This window comes from Comamonas koreensis (genome assembly GCF_021026195.1).
GTDB classification, from domain to species: domain Bacteria; phylum Pseudomonadota; class Gammaproteobacteria; order Burkholderiales; family Burkholderiaceae_C; genus Comamonas; species Comamonas koreensis.
This window is the reverse complement of the sequence record NZ_JAJNCT010000010.1, coordinates 396,809-413,592: the sequence shown is the minus strand read 5'-3', so window position 1 is coordinate 413,592 and position 16,784 is coordinate 396,809. Positions and strand designations below refer to the sequence as shown.

The following is a 16,784-nucleotide window of genomic DNA, read 5'->3' as shown; positions in this document are numbered from 1 at the left end:
AAAAAACCGCCTAGGGCGGTTTTTTTGTGGGGGTAGCGGTCCTGAGTTGACCGCTGGGGTATCGGGCCGATCAGGCCACGGCGTCAGCAGGCAGGCGCTGCAGCATGGCCAGGCTGCTGGCGATGCGGTCGCGCAGCTCGCGGCGGTCGACGATCATGTCCACGCCGCCCTTTTGTTGCAGGAACTCGGCGCGCTGGAAGCCTTCGGGCAGCTTCACGCGCACGGTGTTCTCGATCACGCGGGGGCCGGCAAAGCCGATCAGCGCCTTGGGTTCGGCCATGACGATATCGCCCATGAAGGCAAAACCGGCGGACACGCCGCCCATGGTCGGATCGGTCAGCACGCTGATGTAGGGCAGGCCCTTCTTGGCAAAGCGGGTCAGCGCGGCATTGGTCTTGGCCATCTGCATCAGGCTGAGCAGGCCTTCCTGCATGCGCGCACCACCGGTGGCGGTGAAGCACACAAACGGCACCTTTTGCTCAATGGCGGTTTCGACGCCGCGCACAAAGCGCTCGCCGACGACCGAGCCCATCGAGCCGCCCATGAATTCAAACTCGAAGCAGGCGACCACCAGGTTGACGCTCTTGACCGAGCCGCCCATCACTACCAGGGCATCGGTCTCACCGGTGTTTTCCAGCGCTTCCTTGAGGCGTTCGGGGTACTTGCGGCTGTCCTTGAACTTCAGCGCATCGACGGGCAGCACTTCCTGCCCAATCTCATAGCGGCCTTCGGCGTCGAGGAACTGGTTCAGGCGCGCGCGCGCCGACATGCGGTGGTGGTGGCTGCACTTGGGGCAGACATTGAAGTTGTGCTCCAGGTCGGCCTTGTACAGCACGGCTTCGCAGGCTGGACACTTGATCCACAGACCTTCGGGCATCTGGCGACGCTCGGCCGGGTCGGTGTGTTGGATCTTGGCGGGTAACAGTTTCTCTAGCCAGGACATGGTTGTTTTCCTTTGCTCTCGCACTCATGGGGCTGTGCACTGCACAGCCCGGGAGGCGCATTATGCGTCAAGCGCCTTGCGGATGCCACGCAAAAAATCGGAGACCAGCGCCACGACTTTCTCGTGCGGCTGGTTTTCGATCAGCTGGATGATGCGGGTGCCGATCACCACGGCATCGGCCACCTTGCCGATGGCCTGGGCCGTCTGCGCATCGCGAATGCCAAAGCCTACGCCGACAGGGATGTGCACATGCTGGCGGATTTGCGGCAGCATCGCTTCGACGGCGCCGGTATCGAGCGTGCCCGCACCGGTGACGCCCTTGAGCGAGACGTAGTACACATAGCCACTGGCCACGCGTGCGACTTGCTGCATGCGCTCTTGCGTGGAGGTGGGGGCCAGCAGGAAGATCAGGTCCATGCCGTGTGCGCGCAGATCGGCCGCAAAGGCTTCGCATTCTTCGGGCGGGTAGTCTACCACCAGCAGGCCATCGACTCCGGCGGCAGCGGCATCGCGCACAAAGGCGCCCTTGCCGTGCACCTGGTCATAGCGCTCGACCGGGTTGGCGTAGCCCATCAGCACCACGGGGGTGGTGTTGTCCTTCACACGGAACTCGGCCACCATGGCCAGCACCTGCTTCATGCCAATGCCCAGCGACAGCGCCTTTTCTCCGGCCTTCTGGATGACGATGCCGTCGGCCATCGGGTCCGAGAAGGGCACGCCCAGCTCGATCACATTGGCGCCCGCATCGACCATGCCGTGCATCAGCGCAGGTGTGATGTCGGCAAACGGAAAACCGGCGGTGACATAGGGAATCAAGGCCTTGCGGCCGGCCAGCTTCAGCTGGTCAAAAGTAGCGGCGATACGGCTCATTTGGTGTAGCTTCCCTTGACGGCCACGCCGCGGCTGGAGGGTTGGGCATAAAAGTCGACGCCCGAGAGATCGGCCACGGTGCCGATGTCCTTGTCGCCCCGGCCCGACAGGCTCACGAGGATGGACTGGTCCTGGCGCATGGTCTTGGCCAGCTTCATCGCATAGGCCACGGCGTGGCTGGATTCCAGCGCCGGGATGATGCCCTCGGTATGGCAGAGGTAGTGGAAGGCATCGAGCGCCTCCTGGTCGGTGATGCCGACATACTGGGCTCGGCCGATTTCCTGCAACCAGGCGTGCTCGGGGCCCACGCCGGGGTAGTCCAGGCCGGCGCTGATGGAATGGGTCTCGGTGATCTGGCCGTTGTCGTCCTGCAGGATGTAGGTGCGGTTGCCATGCAGCACACCGGAAGAGCCGCGCTGCAGCGATGCCGAATGCTTGCCGCTGTCCAGGCCTTCGCCGGCCGCTTCCACGCCGATCAGGCGCGTGTTCTCATAGGGGATGTAGGGGTAGAAGATACCCATGGCATTGCTGCCGCCCCCGACGCAGGCAATCACCGCATCGGGCTGCTCAGCAGCCATGTTCTGCTCCTTGAACAGCGCCGGCATCTGGGTCAGGCACTCGTTGCCGATCACGCTCTGGAAATCGCGCACCATCATCGGGTAGGGGTGGGGGCCGGCCACGGTGCCGATGATGTAGAAGGTGTTGTCCACATTGGCCACCCAGTCGCGCATGGCTTCGTTCAGCGCGTCCTTCAGGGTCTTGCTGCCCGACTCGACCGGCACCACGGTGGCGCCCAGGAGCTTCATGCGGTAGACGTTGGGGCTTTGGCGGCGCACGTCTTCGCTGCCCATGTACACCACGCATTCGAGGCCATAGCGGGCGCAGATGGTGGCAGTGGCCACACCGTGCTGGCCGGCGCCGGTCTCGGCAATGATGCGCGGCTTGCCCATGCGCTTAGCCAGCATCGCCTGGCCGATCACATTGTTGATCTTGTGGGCGCCGGTGTGGTTGAGGTCCTCGCGCTTGAGGTAGATCTGCGCGCCACCCATCTCGCGCGACATGCGCGCAGCGTGGTAGACGGGCGAGGGGCGGCCGACATAGTGGGCCAGCTCGTACTGGAATTCGCGCAGGAACTCCGGATCGTTCTGGTACTTGTCATAGGCCTCGCGCAGCTCGACCAGGGCGTGGGTCAGGGTTTCGCTGGCAAAGCTGCCGCCATAGGGGCCGAAATGGCCTGCGGTATCGGGTTGCTGGTATTCAAACATGGAAGGGATTCTTGGCAAGTAGTGTGTCAGCGGCACGCACGGCAGCGACAAACTGTTGGATTTTTTCGGCGTCCTTGGTGCCCTTGATGGCCTTGCCATCGGCACCGGTCATCTCAACGCCGGAGCTCACATCCACCGCGAGCGAGAGGCAGCGCGGTCTGACTTGCACAATGCCATCGGTCACGTTTGCAGGCGTGAGTCCACCAGACAAAACGAGATGAGAGGCTACGTTTGTTGGAAGCAGTGACCAATTGAATGCTTTGCCGCCCCCGCCGAACCCCTCGACATGGGCGTCGAGCAGGATGGCCTTGGCGTGTGAATATCGATGCGCATATTCTACGAGGTCGAACTGCACCGCAGCGTCGCCAAGGGGTATGCGTGCGGCGCGCAAAAAGCTGCGCTCGCCGCCGCCGGTCGATGCCAGGCATTGCTCTGGCGTTTCGTCACCATGGAACTGCGCGATCGCGCCGGGCACCTTGCCGCAGGCGGCCATGACCTTGGCAGGCGGTTCATTGACAAACAGCAGCACCGGCGTCACAAAGGCCGGCAGGCGGCGCGCCAGTTCGGCGGCGCGCTCGACGGTGACGGCACGGGGGCTGGCGGGGTAGAGCACAAAGCCAATGGCATCGGCCCCAGCGGCCACAGCCGCGTCCACATCCTGTTCGCGGGTCAGGCCACAGATCTTTATGCGGGTGCGGCCCGCGCTTGCTTGCATGGTGGTCAATGGAGCTCCTTGTTCAGGCAAACCAGTCAAAGGAAATGGCCTCGGTGGGCAGGCCCCAGTGCGCATCGTACTGGGGGCCCAGAAAGTACAGGCCATCGGGCGAGAAGGTGGGGGCGGCGGTCTCGCGGCTGCGCGCTTCGAGCACCTCCAGCATCCATTCCGGCGGCTTGGTGCCCTGGCCAATCACGACCAGGCAGCCCATGATGTTGCGGATCATGTGGTGCAGAAAGGCGCTGCCCTGGAAGTCAAAGCGCCAGTAGCACGAAGGCACGCCATCGCGCGAGGCGCTGGGGCGCTGGGTGCTGCGGCCAATATTGATCGCATACAGGGTCTTGACCGGCGACTTGGCCTGGCAGCCGGCGGCACGAAACGAGGAGAAATCGTGCTCGCCCAGCAGGTACTGCACGGCGCGCTCCATGGCTTGCAGGTCGAGCGGCTGGAACACCCAGCCGACCCGGCCGGCCTCGACGCTGGGGCGCACCGGCGACTGCAGCAAGGCATAGCCATAGCGGCGCGAGGTGGCGCAGGCGCGGCTGTGGAAGGCCTCAGGCACGGATCGCGCCCACTGGACGGCGATGTCCTTGGGCAAAAAGGTATTGGTGCCGCGCACCCAGGAGGCCTCGGCGCGCTCGACGGGGGCGTCGAAATGCACCACCTGCATGAGGCCGTGCACACCGGCATCGGTGCGGCCAGCGCAAAGGGTGGAGATGGGGGAGGCGGCAAAGCGGCTCAGCGCCGCTTCAAGATGGTCTTGGACAGTGTTCCCACTCGGCTGGCTTTGCCAGCCCTGGTAGGCCTGTCCGTTATAGGTGATGCCCAGGGCGATTCGCATGGCGCCATCATAAAGGGGCTGGCTGACCGGGCCGTAAAAAAGCCCCGCAGAGCGGGGCTGGTGGGCGAAGCGCTGTTGATCAGCGGCTTTGGTCCAGCAAGCGCTGGGCCTGGGCCTTGACCGTGGCGCTGGAGGACTCGGCCATGACCTCTTCGGCCAGCGAGCGGGCACCTTCCTTGTCGCCAATGGCCAGGAATTCCTGGGCCAGGGTCAGCTTGGTGGCCAGCGGATCACTGTCATCGATCTCCAGACCGGCCATGTCATCGGCCAGGGTGACCGGATGCGTGTGGTCTGGCTCGCCGGAGCCCGGCAGATCCAGTGACAGCGAGGTCATGTCGAAGTCCATGGTCGGCACGTTCTTGTCGCCGATGGGCATCTGCGCGGTGCTCTGGCTGTCAAAGTCGCTCAGCTGGAAGTCCAGTGCGCCGGGCTGGGTCTCCAGGCTCTGGGCAGCGCTGTGGCTTGCGCTGGGCGACAGCTCCGACGGAATGCTCAGCGCTTCGGCCAGCTGGCGGTCAAAGTCTTCCATCGACAGCGCAGGCTTGCCAGCGGCAGGTGCCAGCGCTTCAAAGGCCAGGCCCGCATCAGCAGCAGGTGCGGGCGGCGCGGCCACAGGGGCGGCGGGTGCTGCCGATGCCTGGAACTGCGAGGCTGCATCCGGGGTTTCGGTCAGCTGGCTGCTCATTGCGAAATCCAGACCCGTGGAGGGGCTGAACGCGCTGGCAGGGCTGGCAGCAGCGATCGTCGTAGGGGGCAGCGTGTTCTCGAACGGGATAGGTTCGGCGCGTGCAGCTGCGGCGGCAGCGGCCAGCGCGGCGGGCGTAGCGATATCGGTAGCAGAAGGCACCGCAGCGGTGTTGTTCTGGTAGATGGGGTTGCTGGAGTCCAGTTCCTGGCCCAGCGCGGCGATGCGCAGCCAGTCCGGGCCAGCGCCACCAGTCAGCTGGCGGGCATCCTTGGCGATGCTCTCCAGCGCCAGGCGGTCCTTGCGCTTGGCGTAGATCTCTGCCAGCTTGGCATGCAGTGCGCTGCGGGTGGGGGTGGTGCGCAGCGCTTCCTTGAGGATTTCCTCGGCTTGCAAGTCACGGCCATAGGCCAGGTAGACATCAGCTTCGGCCACAGGGTCCACATCGCCGGCATCGAGCTGGCTGGGGGTGTAGGCCAGCGAGGAGTTGCCGGTGGTCATTGCGCTCACCGAGGTGTCGATGTGCTGGCCTCCACTGGCGCCAAAGAACGAGTCCTGGGCCAGGCTGCTCTCGAGCACCGAGTCGGTTGCGGCATCCACCCCTTGCTTGCGCTTTTTGTTGCGGTACCAGAGTCCACCCAGCAGCGCGAGGATGGCCAGGCCGCCCGCCACGGGCAGTAGTGGGTTGTCCAGCAGCTCGTCGACAAAGCTGGGCTCCTGGACAGGAGCAGGTGCTGGAGCGGGCTTAGGCTTGGGTGCGGGGGCCGGAGCTGCTGCAGGCGCAGCAGCGTCAGCGGTGCCAGCAGCAGGTGCAGTCGCAGGGGCGGGCGCCGTTGCCGCTGGCGTGGCGGGCGTTGCTGGTGCAGACGCGGTGGCAGCAGGTGCCGGAGCCGCTGGGGTTGCGGCCGCAGGCGTGTTGCCGGTGGCTGGCACGGTTGCGGTACCAGCGGGCTTGCCGTCTGCAGAAGCCGAAGGAGCCGCAGCGGATGCACCGGCGGCGGCCGAGCCTGCTGCGGCTTGCTTGAGCTTGTTCAGCTCTTCGATGTTCTTGTTCAGCTCCGAGGTACGTTCCTGGGTCGCATTGGCCTGCTGGGCGCTGGCGACACTGGCTTCCGCCGACTTCGTACCCTTGGCGGCTTCCTTGCTCAGCTTGAGCTGGTCCGGTGCCACGTTCTGGACCTTTTTGTCGTCGACCGAGGCTTCGACCTTGCCGCTGGCGGCGCGGGTGTCGGTAGCGACTTGGACAGGAGCTGCCTTGGCGGCGAGCTGGCTGCGGTAGCTGTTGAAGTCGCGGCTTTGTGCGGCCACCATCTGGCGCGCCTGGCGGGGTGATACCGCGCGGGCTTGCTCGGCCGACGGCATGGTCAGGTTCACGCCCGCCTTCATGCGGTTGACGTTGCCACCCACAAAGGCGTGCGGGTTGCTTTGGACCACGGCGATCAGCATCTGGTCCAGCGATATATCGGCAGGCTTGTTTTGCGCCGCGATGCGGCCCAAGGTGTCTCCACGCTGGGTACGCACGGTGTCGCCGCCGGCGTTGTTGCTGGCGGTGGCTGGAATATTGGCTCGCGCTGCCGGTGCAGGGCGTGTTGCGGCCGCCGCAGGGCGGGTGGCAGGGGCTGGTGCCGGCGTGGCCGATGCCAGCGGCTCCTCGATCACCCGCACAGGTGGTGCTGGTGGGCGCGCTGCCGGTGCAGCCGCAGCGCTGAGCTGCGGTGCCACGGTGACCGCAGGTTCTGGCCTGCGCAGATTGGGCGGATCAAACAGCATGGTGTAGCTGCGCACCACCTGGCCGGAGTTCCAGTTGGCGTCGATCACATAGTCGACAAAGGGATCGTTGACGGGGCGCTGCGTGGTCAACACAATCACGGCCGTGCCATTGGCGCGGCGCTGCAGCTGGGCGCGCACGGCGCTGGCGGTGCCAGAGTAGTCCATGCCCTGCGTGCGGAACACGGCCGACGAGGCCGTCTTGACCTGCAAGGTGTCGGCCTCGGCGTCGGTGATTTGCGGAACTTCGATTTCCGCGCGCAGGGGCTCGCCCAGCGCGGATTTCACATTGATCTTGCCCAGCGCGAGCGCTGATGCTTCCCCTGTGTACAGGCCAAAGGCTGCCATGGCGGCGGCAAGCGCAGTGATTTTCCAGCGATGCATAGTGCTATTTGATTGAATAGTAGAAGCGTGCGGGGTTGTTTTTGTACCCATGAGAAAGCCCTCCCCCTAAGACGCGAAATCGGTAATTATCAGTAAAAAGAACCTTAACAGTAATGTCTTGGGGTGACAAGTTAAGGAACGGGCTTGCCTTTTGATAGGCAGCCTGGGCTGGGCCCGGCCTGCATGAATGTTGTGTTGGAGCAACTTTTCAGAGGGCGGCGCCTGCACACCCCGATCCCTCGGCGCTGGGACCAGTCACCAGAAAAAACACCTTCCGGCTGCATCGGGCAGATCCGGAAGGTGTGGTGTGGGTTGGCGGGAAATCAGCCGGCCATCAAGCGGCGAGCAGGATGCGCAGCATGCGGCGCAGCGGCTCGGCAGCGCCCCAGAGCAGCTGGTCGCCGATCACGAAGGCCGACAGGTACTCGGGGCCCATGTTCAGCTTGCGCACACGGCCCACGGCCACTTCCAGGCCACCGGTCACGGCAGCGGGGGTCAGTTCCTGGACGGTCACGGCGCGCTCATTGGGCACCCACTTGACCCAGTCGTTGCCGCCCTTGATCAGCGCTTCGATCTCGGCCAGCGGCAGGTCCTTGTTCAGCTTCAGGGTCAGCGCCAGGCTGTGGCAGCGCATCGCGCCAATGCGCACGCACAGGCCATCGACGGGGATGGTGGCATCAGTGCCCAGGATCTTGTTGACCTCGGCCTGGCCCTTCCACTCTTCCTTGGACTGGCCGTTGTCCAGCTGGGCGTCGATCCAGGGAATCAGGCCGCCGGCCAGGGGGGCGCCGAAGAACTCGGTGGGCACATCGCTGCGGATGGCCTGGGCGACCTTGCGGTCGATTTCCAGAATGGCCGAAGCGGGCGTGGCCAGCTCGTCGGCCACAGCGGCGTGCACCACGCCCATGCCCTTGAGCAGCTCGCGCATGTGGTTGGCGCCGCCACCGGATGCGGCTTGGTAGGTCATCGACGAGACCCATTCGACCAGACCGGCGTTGAACAGGCCCGACAGGCCCATCAGCAAGATGGAGTTGGTGCAGTTGCCGCCGATCCAGTTCTTGCCGCCAGCGGCCAGCTTGCGCTGGATCAGTGCGTCATTGACAGGGTCCAGCACGATGACGGCGTCTTCTTGCATGCGCAGCGACGAGGCAGCATCGATCCAGTGGCCGTTCCAGCCGGCAGCGCGGATCTTGGGGAAGACTCCCTTGGTGTAGTCGCCGCCTTGGCAGGTGATGATGATGTCGCACTTGGACAGCTCGGCGATGTCATTGGCATCCTTGAGCTGGGTGTGCACGGTGGCCATCGCAGGGGCCTTGCCACCGGCGTTGGAGGTCGAGAAAAACACCGGCTCGATCAGCGCGAAGTCACCCTCGGCCTGCATGCGGTCCATCAACACCGAGCCGACCATGCCGCGCCAGCCCACCAAACCTACCAATTGCTTGCTCATAAAACGCCCTTGTCTACCTAAACGAAAGGAAATGCCACGGGGGCTGAGGGCCTGGCTCGTCGGCCAGTTGGAGGCGCACGACGAACCAGGCTGAATCAGCCGGTAATCTTCGTGGTGGTTGTGAATGTGTATGCGCGCGCAGCCATACCCGCCTCAATGGGGGTGGTGGTGTTCAGCCAAGAAATAGGGCAGTGCGCAGACATAGGGAGCTATTCTAGCGCCAAATTTTAAAACCTGTGCAAGAAATTTTATAAGTTTCGAGTGCTGGCGCATCGAAGCGCATGCATATATGACGCTGAAAAGTATTTTTCGACCATTTATGTCTTTTTAATTCGTCGAAATGACTAAAGTCGAAAGCGCGCTGTGCTTCTGTCGTCGTTTTGGTGTTGAAACGGGGTGGCTGCTTGCGCGGTACCAGCGCTTCATTGTTCTGCAGGCGCAAAAAAGCGACCCGCAGGTCGCTCTTGGTGAGGCATCGTGAAGAGGACTATTTACAGCGCGGCCACCACGGCATCGCCCATTTGCTGGGTGCCGACCTTGGTCGTGCCTTCGCTGTAGATATCGGGCGTGCGCAGGCCCTGGGCCAGCACCTTTTGCACAGCCGCTTCAATCTTCTGGGCAGCGGCTTCCTGGCCCAGGCTGAAGCGCAGCATCATCGCGGCCGACAGGATGGTGGCCAGCGGGTTGGCGACGCCCTTGCCGGCGATGTCCGGTGCCGAGCCGTGGCTGGGCTCATACAGGCCTTGCTTCTTGTCGTTGAGGCTGGCCGAGGGCAGCATGCCGATCGAGCCGGTCAGCATCGAGGCTTCGTCGCTCAGGATGTCGCCAAACATATTGCCGGTGACGACGACGTCGAAACGCTTGGGTTCCTTGACCAGCTGCATCGCGGCGTTGTCGACATACATGTGGTCCAGCTGCACATCGGGGTACTGCTTGCCCACTTCGGTCATCACGTCCTTCCACAGCTGGAAGGTCTCCAGCACATTGGCCTTGTCGACGCTGGTCACGCGCTTGCTGCGCTTTTGCGCGGCCTGGAAGGCCACATGGCCGATGCGCTCGATTTCGGGGCGGGTGTAGCGCATCGTGTCGAACGCTTCTTCGGCGCCGGGGAAGTGGCCGTCCGGTGCGCTGCGGCGGCCGCGTGGCTGGCCGAAATAGATGTCGCCGGTCAGTTCGCGGATGATCAGGATGTCGAGGCCGGACACCAGCTCAGGCTTCAGGCTGGAGGCGTGGGTCAGCTCCTTGTAGCAGATCGCGGGGCGGAAGTTGGCGAACAGGCCCAGCGCCTTGCGCAGGCCCAGAATCGCCTGTTCGGGGCGCAGTGCGCGTTCCAGCGTGTCGTATTTCCAGTCGCCCACAGCGCCAAACAGGATGGCGTCCGATGCCTTGGCCAGCTCCAGCGTGGCGGGTGGCAGCGGGTGGCCGGAGGCCTCATAGGCGGCGCCACCGACGGGTGCGCTTTGCAGGTGCAGGTCCAGCTTCAGGGCGTCGAGCACCTTCACGGCTTCTGCAACGATTTCTGGACCAATGCCGTCTCCGGGCAATACAGCGATTTTCATGGTTTTTTCTCAGTCAGGATGGCAGGGCCGCGCCCGGTGGGGCGCAGCAGGGATGGCGGTGAACCGTCTCTCGTGGCGCTCAGGCCTTGGCTTGCACCAGGCTGTGTGCCAGCCAGGGCTTGGTGGCCAAGCGGTTGGCTTCATAGGCCTGGATCTTGTCCTTGTGGCGCAGGGTCAGGCCAATGTCGTCAAAGCCGTTGAGCAGGCAGTACTTGCGGAAGGCGATCACATCGAAGGGGATGCTTTCGCCGCCGGGACGCAGGATGACCTGCTGGTCCAGGTCGATGGTCAGGCTGTAGCCGGGGTTGACCGCGACTTCATTGAACAGCATGTCGATCGTGGCCTCGGGCAGCACGATGGGCAGCAGGCCGTTCTTGAAGCAGTTGTTGAAGAAGATGTCTGCAAAGCTGGGTGCGAGGATCGCGCGGAAGCCGAACTGGTCCAGCGCCCACGGGGCGTGCTCACGGCTGGAGCCGCAGCCGAAGTTCTTGCGGGCGATCAGGATGCTGGCACCCTGGAAACGCTGCTGGTTCAGCACGAAGTCCGGGTTGGGCTTGCGGGCGGACTCGGGCACGCCAGGCTGGCCGGGCTGGTCCAGGTAGCGCCATTCGTCGAAGGCGTTGACGCCAAAGCCGGTCTTCTTGATCGACTTCAGGAACTGCTTGGGGATGATGGCGTCGGTGTCGACGTTCTCGCGGTCCATGGGCGCCACGAGGCCGGTGTGGATGGTGAATTTCTGCATTTCAAGCCTTTGGGCTACCCGCCATCATCGGATGAGCGCGGGCAGCGGTATGTGTGATGGTTTAGCGTGCTGCGCGAGAGATGGCGTTGCCCGCTCCCTGCACATCCTGGCCAATGCCGTGGACGGTGTTGCAGCCCGACAGCAGCGCGGCGAGCGCGATGGTGATGAAGGCAAAACGGGTTTTCATCGCATAGCTCCTGGGGTCATGCAAAACGGCGGATATCCACAAAGTGGCCGTGCACGGCAGCGGCGGCTGCCATCGCGGGGCTGACCAGGTGGGTGCGGCCACCGGCGCCCTGGCGGCCTTCAAAGTTGCGGTTGCTGGTCGATGCGCAGCGCTCGCCGGGCTCCAGGCGGTCGGCATTCATCGCCAGGCACATCGAGCAACCGGGCTCGCGCCACTCAAAACCGGCGGCGGTGAAGATCTGGTCCAGGCCTTCGGCTTCGGCCTGGGCCTTGACCAGGCCCGAGCCGGGCACCACCATGGCCAGCTTCACATTTTTTGCCACTTTCTGGCCCAGCTTCTTGACCACGGCAGCGGCTTCGCGCATGTCTTCGATGCGGCTGTTGGTGCAGCTGCCGATGAACACCTTGTCGACGAAGATGTCGTTGATCGGCTTGCCCGGCTCCAGGTTCATATAGGTCAGTGCACGCTCGATAGCGCCGCGCTTGTTCGGGTCCTTTTCCTTGTCTGGATCGGGCACGGTCGCATCGACACCCAGCACCATCTCGGGGCTGGTGCCCCAGGTGACCTGGGGCACGATGTCTTCGGCGCGCAGGGTGACCACGGTGTCGAACTTGGCATCGACGTCGGAATGCAGGGTCTTCCAGTAGCTGACGGCCTGGTCCCATTCCACGCCGGTAGGTGCCAGCGGGCGGCCCTTGACGTAGTCGATGGTCTTGCTGTCCACGGCCACGAGACCGGCGCGCGCGCCAGCTTCAATCGCCATGTTGCAGACCGTCATGCGGCCTTCGATGGACAGGTCACGGATGGCGGAGCCGGCGAACTCGATGGTGTAGCCGGTGCCGCCTGCGGTGCCGATGCGGCCGATGATGGCCAGCACGATGTCCTTGGCAGTCACGCCCGGGGCGACCTTGCCGTCCACCTTGATCAGCATGTTCTTGGCCTTCTTGGCCAGCAGGGTCTGGGTGGCCATCACGTGCTCGACCTCGGAGGTGCCGATGCCATGGGCCAGTGCGCCAAAGGCGCCATGGGTGCTGGTGTGGCTGTCGCCGCAGACCACGGTCATGCCGGGCAGGGTGGCGCCTTGCTCAGGGCCCATCACGTGGACGATGCCCTGGCCCTTGTCCATGAAGGGGAAGAAGGCGGCTGCGCCGAATTCGCCGATGTTGTCGTTCAAGGTGACGATCTGCTCCTTGCTGATCGGGTCCTCGATGCCGTCATAGCCGCGCTCCCAGCCGGTGGTGGGGGTGTTGTGGTCGGCGGTGGCGACCACGGAGCTGACGCGCCAGAGCTTGCGGCCTGCCATGCGCAGACCTTCAAAGGCCTGGGGGCTGGTCACTTCGTGCACCAGATGGCGGTCGATATACAGCACGGCGGTGCCATCCTCTTCGGTGTGGATGGTGTGCTCGTCAAAAATCTTGTCGTAGAGGGTGCGTCCGGTCATCGTGGTTCTCTTTGGGTCAAGGGTCTCATCAAGGGGGCGAAATACGGAATATCAGAGATGGGCAAAGGTCTGCAGGTGCGCGGCCAGGTCGGCGTCTTGCTGGTCTGCGGCCTGGGCCTCATCGGCGGGCCGGGGGCTCAGGTGCTCGACCAGCAAGCGGGCGGTCACCGGCAGCGCCTCAAAATCGCGGGCCATCAGGCGCAGCTCGCGGTGCGCCCAGGCGTCGGCCAGGCGGATGCCGCGCAGGTTGCCCACGCCATGCATCAGCGCAAAGGCGCGATCCGGCAGCAGGCCAATGCCCAAGCCGTTGTCGATCATGCGGCACATGGCATCGAGGCTGGTGACCTGGATGCGCTGGCGCAGTGGCCGGCGCAGCTGGGCCGATGCGGTGCGCATCGCCTGGCTGATGCTGCTGCCCGATTGCAGGCCGACGATGTCCCATTCCAGTGCTTCTTCAAAGCTGATCGTGTTGCGCTGGGCCAGCGCATGGTCCAGCGGCACGACCAGCATCAGGTGGTCGCTGCGGTAGGGGCGCGACTGCAGATCAAGCTCGGCGGTGTTGGCGACGGCATCGGGGTTGCAGATGCCCAGGTCGGCCGTGCCTTCATGCACCGCCTGGATCACCTGCGCGCTCAGGTGCTCCTGCAGGTCGATCTTGATCTGGCTGTGCGCGCGTGCAAAACTGCCCAGGTCCTCGGGCAGAAACTGCACGATCGCCGAAATATTGGCATGGATGCGCACATGGCCGCGCACGCCATCGGCGTACTCGCTGAGCTCGCCCTGCATGCGTTCCAGCCCGAACAGCACATTGCGGGCATGGTGCAGCAGGCTCTCGCCCGCTGGGGTCAAGGTGACGCCCCGGCTGTGGCGGTACAGCAGCTGGGTGTCGACGGCCGTTTCCAGGTCGGACAAGCGCTTGCTGACGGCCGAGGCTGCGATGAACTCCCGCTCTGCCGCGCGGCCAATGCTGCCCAGCTCGCACACCGCCACAAACAGCTGGAGCGAGGTCAGGTCGATGCGGCGCGCAAAACTGCGCTCTGAGCTTTTCATGGCGGGGAGGTATCGTATTTTTAGAAATCAGCAGCCATTTTATAGGCAAATAGCGCAACTGGTATCGCGAATGACGATGGCTGATGTGTCATTTGCATGAAAACGTAGCTAGGCGGCCAACCGGGATTTGTCGCCAGCAGGCGCGGAATGTGTTCGTTTTTGTAAAGCCTTGACCCCATTCGGCAGGCCCACGGCGATTGAGCAGACATCGCAAGCAGCGATGCTCTAGAAACGGAATTACCGATGTTTTCTCGCTCCCCTTCTTCTGGCCTGTTCAATGCGCGTTCTGGTGGCCTGGCGGCCATTGCCATCGCGGTGGCCGCCTTGCTGGCCGGCTGCTCGCCAGATGCCGGGCAGAGCGCGCCGCCTGCAGAAGTGCAACTGGCGGCCCCGGCTGCACCCGCGCCGGTAGCGCCGATGGCGGCGCGCTCCATGGCCAAGATGGCGAGCAAGGAGATGGCGCCCGCCGCCGATATGGCCATGGGGCAGGGCGGTGCGGCCGCGCCCAGCGCGCGCTTTTTGGCGATCAGCCACCGCATCCAGGTGGAGACGCCTGCTGCCGATCTGGCGGGGCTGTGGGAAGAGGTCAAGGCGCGCTGCGAGCGGCTGGACTGCTATGTCGAGGGCTCGCAACTGCGGCGCGAAACCCCGCAGTCGGCTGCCGAGGCCATGCTGGCGATGCGGGTCAGCCCCCGGGATTTTGCTGCGCTGACCTCGTCGCTGGGCGCCGGCGCCCGGGTGCTCAACCACCAGACCACGACCGAGGACAAGACCTATGAGGTGGTGGACGTGGAGGCGCAAATCAAGAACCGGACCGAATACCGGGACAGCCTGCGCGCGCTGATGCTGGAGAAGAATGTCAAACGCAGCCTGCAGGACCTGATGGCCATCCGCGACACGCTCTCCCAGGTGCAGGCAGAGATCGATGCGGCCAACACCCACCGCGCGCTGCTGCAGCGCGATACCGCCAAGCAGTTTGTGCAGATGCGGTTCCAGCCCACGCGCGCCATCGTCAGTGGCACCTACAGCCCCTGGCAGCAAACCTGGCAGCGCAGCTGGGATGGCCTGACCCGCAGCGTGCAGTCGCTGATTCTGACCGCTGCACAAGCGCTGCCCTGGTTGCTGGTGCTGGCCCTGGTGGTGCTGCTGCCGCTGCGCTTCGCCATCAAGCGCTGGATGCGCCGCAGCGCTGCCCGGGCGCAAGTGGTGCAAAAGGCAGACACCAAGGACTGAGGCGCGCAGCGGCCATGAAAAAAGCACCAGCGAGGCTGGTGCTTGTAGAAGAGGCGCCGCATCGGCTGGATGCGGCGTTTCTTTCTATCAGGTGAACAGGTTCTTCAGGCGGTCGGCCCAGGACTGGTTATTGGGCGTGTGCTTGGCACCGCCCTTTTTCAGCGATTCATCGAGTTCCTTGAGCAGCTTGCGCTGGTGCTCGGTGAGCTTGACGGGCGTCTCCACGACGATGTGCACATACAAGTCGCCCGGGTAGCTGGCGCGCACGCCCTTGATGCCCTTGCCGCGCAGGCGGAACTGCTTGCCGGTCTGGGTGCCCTCGGGGATGTCGATTGCCGCCTTGCCGCTCAAGGTGGGTACTTCGATTTCGCCGCCCAGTGCCGCGGTGACCATGCTGACAGGCACTTCGCAGTGCAGGTCATCGCCATCGCGCTCGAACACCTCATGCTTGCGCACGCGGATCTCGATATACAGATCGCCGGGCGGGCCGCCATTCTGGCCGGGTTCGCCGTCGCCGGTAGAGCGGATGCGCATGCCGTCGTCGATACCGGCGGGGATGCTCACTTCCAAGGTCTTTTGCGACTTGGTGCGGCCCTGGCCGTGGCAGCTGGTGCAAGGCTCAGGGATGATTTTGCCGGTGCCGCGGCAGTGCGGGCAGGTTTGCTGCACCGCGAAAAATCCTTGGCGCATCTGCACCTGGCCGCTGCCGTGGCAGGTGCTGCAGGTCTTGACCTGGGTGCCGGGCTTGGCGCCGCTGCCGTGGCAGGTGTCGCACTCGTCCCACGAAGGAATCTTGATCTGGGCGTTCTTGCCCGCAGCCGCCTCTTCGAGGCTGATGTCCATCGCGTAGGACAGGTCGTTGCCCCGGTAGACCTGGGGGCCACCGCCGCCACGACGCCCACCACCAAACATCTCGCCAAAGATGTCGCCAAACGATTCGGCAAAACCACCAAAGCCCTCGCCGCCCATGCCTGAGCGCATGTTGGGATCGACCCCGGCGTGCCCGTACTGGTCGTAAGCACTGCGCTTTTGGCCGTCGGAGAGCATTTCGTAGGCTTCTTTGCACTCCTTGAATTTCTCCTCCGCTTCCTTGGCCTTGTCGCCCTGGTTGCGGTCGGGGTGGTACTTCATGGCCAGCTTGCGGTAGGCCGTCTTGATGTCGACTTCCGTGGCGGATTTGCTCACGCCGAGGACTTCGTAGTAATCGCGTTTGGACATGGTGTTCTTGAATTCTGTGGGTAGTTAACCAGCGGCGTTCAGGTACGCCCGGGCATGGGTGCCCACAAAGCTGCGGCCAGGATTGTCGCCGTCAATCCATTGCTGCGGTGGAAATAGCTCAAACAAGCCCACCTTGAAGAGCGTGGGGATTGCCATCTTCAGCTCTTCTTCAACGGCACCGCGCTCGCCGGCATTGTAGAGAGCGATGTTGTAGAGCATGGTGGCCACGGTGCCGGTCTGCACCCGGCTGCCGTCTTTGAGCGTAACGGCAGGCAGGTCTGCCACGCCGTCGGTGATCTTCTGGTTGACACGGCTGAGCTCTGCAACATGCAGTGCGTCGGTCGCAGGTGCTGTGGTAGATGTCATCGTGTACCTTTGGATGCTGGCTGGAATGCGGGCGGAGCCTGCGCTGAGTCGCACTGGGTGCTGCACTACAG

At 64.1% G+C, this 16,784-nt stretch carries 15 protein-coding genes; 1 reads left to right on the top strand and 14 read right to left on the bottom strand.

What is annotated here, in order from left to right; genetic code table 11:
- Nucleotides 1–70: 70 nt before the first annotated feature.
- The 12 genes from accD to LPW39_RS12220 all read right to left on the bottom strand — a co-directional run bounded on the left by accD (nt 71) and on the right by LPW39_RS12220 (nt 13,896).
- Nucleotides 71–943, bottom strand: coding sequence for an acetyl-CoA carboxylase, carboxyltransferase subunit beta (gene accD / locus LPW39_RS12275; protein WP_133855407.1), 873 nt, complete (start codon nt 941–943; stop codon nt 71–73).
- 60 nt (nt 944–1,003) lie between these two features.
- A complete protein-coding gene (trpA, locus tag LPW39_RS12270; RefSeq protein WP_230775128.1) occupies nt 1,004–1,813 on the bottom strand; it encodes a tryptophan synthase subunit alpha in 810 nt (269 codons plus the stop codon).
- Nucleotides 1,810–3,078: a tryptophan synthase subunit beta gene (gene trpB, locus LPW39_RS12265; RefSeq protein WP_230775118.1), complete on the bottom strand. Its 1,269-nt coding sequence runs from the start codon at nt 3,076–3,078 to the stop codon at nt 1,810–1,812. Before trpB ends, trpA begins: the two co-directional genes overlap by 4 nt.
- Nucleotides 3,071–3,793: a phosphoribosylanthranilate isomerase gene (locus tag LPW39_RS12260; RefSeq protein WP_230775492.1), complete on the bottom strand. Its 723-nt coding sequence runs from the start codon at nt 3,791–3,793 to the stop codon at nt 3,071–3,073. Before LPW39_RS12260 ends, trpB begins: the two co-directional genes overlap by 8 nt.
- Nucleotides 3,794–3,815: 22 nt before the next feature.
- Nucleotides 3,816–4,634 carry a tRNA pseudouridine(38-40) synthase TruA gene (gene truA, locus LPW39_RS12255; RefSeq protein ID WP_230775116.1) on the bottom strand — a complete coding sequence of 273 codons (819 nt, stop codon included), beginning with the start codon at nt 4,632–4,634 and terminating at the stop codon, nt 3,816–3,818.
- A 79-nt stretch (nt 4,635–4,713) separates the two neighbouring features.
- The gene (locus tag LPW39_RS12250) at nt 4,714–7,470 is read right to left on the bottom strand and encodes a FimV/HubP family polar landmark protein (protein WP_230775108.1); all 2,757 of its coding nucleotides are present in this window, start codon (nt 7,468–7,470) and stop codon (nt 4,714–4,716) included.
- Between the two features lie 334 nt (nt 7,471–7,804).
- Complete coding sequence (gene asd, locus LPW39_RS12245) at nt 7,805–8,917, bottom strand: aspartate-semialdehyde dehydrogenase (protein ID WP_230775106.1); 1,113 nt, start codon at nt 8,915–8,917, stop codon at nt 7,805–7,807.
- 491 nt (nt 8,918–9,408) lie between these two features.
- Entirely contained in the window at nt 9,409–10,476 is a 1,068-nt protein-coding gene (gene leuB / locus LPW39_RS12240; protein ID WP_133855413.1) for a 3-isopropylmalate dehydrogenase, read from the bottom strand.
- Nucleotides 10,477–10,555: 79 nt separating this feature from the next.
- Entirely contained in the window at nt 10,556–11,218 is a 663-nt protein-coding gene (gene leuD / locus LPW39_RS12235; protein ID WP_133855414.1) for a 3-isopropylmalate dehydratase small subunit, read from the bottom strand.
- A 61-nt stretch (nt 11,219–11,279) separates the two neighbouring features.
- Nucleotides 11,280–11,405 (bottom strand): entericidin A/B family lipoprotein, encoded by a 126-nt coding sequence (locus LPW39_RS12230; protein WP_133855415.1) that lies wholly within the window; start codon nt 11,403–11,405, stop codon nt 11,280–11,282.
- A gap of 16 nt (nt 11,406–11,421) precedes the next feature.
- Entirely contained in the window at nt 11,422–12,846 is a 1,425-nt protein-coding gene (gene leuC, locus LPW39_RS12225; RefSeq protein WP_116924770.1) for a 3-isopropylmalate dehydratase large subunit, read from the bottom strand.
- A gap of 51 nt (nt 12,847–12,897) precedes the next feature.
- Nucleotides 12,898–13,896 carry a LysR family transcriptional regulator gene (locus tag LPW39_RS12220; protein WP_133855417.1) on the bottom strand — a complete coding sequence of 333 codons (999 nt, stop codon included), beginning with the start codon at nt 13,894–13,896 and terminating at the stop codon, nt 12,898–12,900.
- Nucleotides 13,897–14,139: 243 nt separating this feature from the next.
- On the opposite strand from LPW39_RS12220, the gene LPW39_RS12215 reads away from it, so the two are divergent.
- Nucleotides 14,140–15,129 (top strand): DUF4349 domain-containing protein, encoded by a 990-nt coding sequence (locus tag LPW39_RS12215; RefSeq protein ID WP_230775104.1) that lies wholly within the window; start codon nt 14,140–14,142, stop codon nt 15,127–15,129.
- 87 nt (nt 15,130–15,216) lie between these two features.
- Here the strand turns inward: LPW39_RS12215 and dnaJ are convergent, their stop codons facing one another.
- Together dnaJ and LPW39_RS12205 are read right to left on the bottom strand one after the other, a co-directional pair.
- Nucleotides 15,217–16,347, bottom strand: a complete 1,131-nt coding sequence (gene dnaJ, locus LPW39_RS12210) for a molecular chaperone DnaJ (protein ID WP_230775102.1) — start codon at nt 16,345–16,347, stop codon at nt 15,217–15,219.
- Between the two features lie 24 nt (nt 16,348–16,371).
- Nucleotides 16,372–16,713: a DUF7709 family protein gene (locus LPW39_RS12205; RefSeq protein WP_230775100.1), complete on the bottom strand. Its 342-nt coding sequence runs from the start codon at nt 16,711–16,713 to the stop codon at nt 16,372–16,374.
- Between the last annotated feature and the right edge of the window lie 71 nt (nt 16,714–16,784).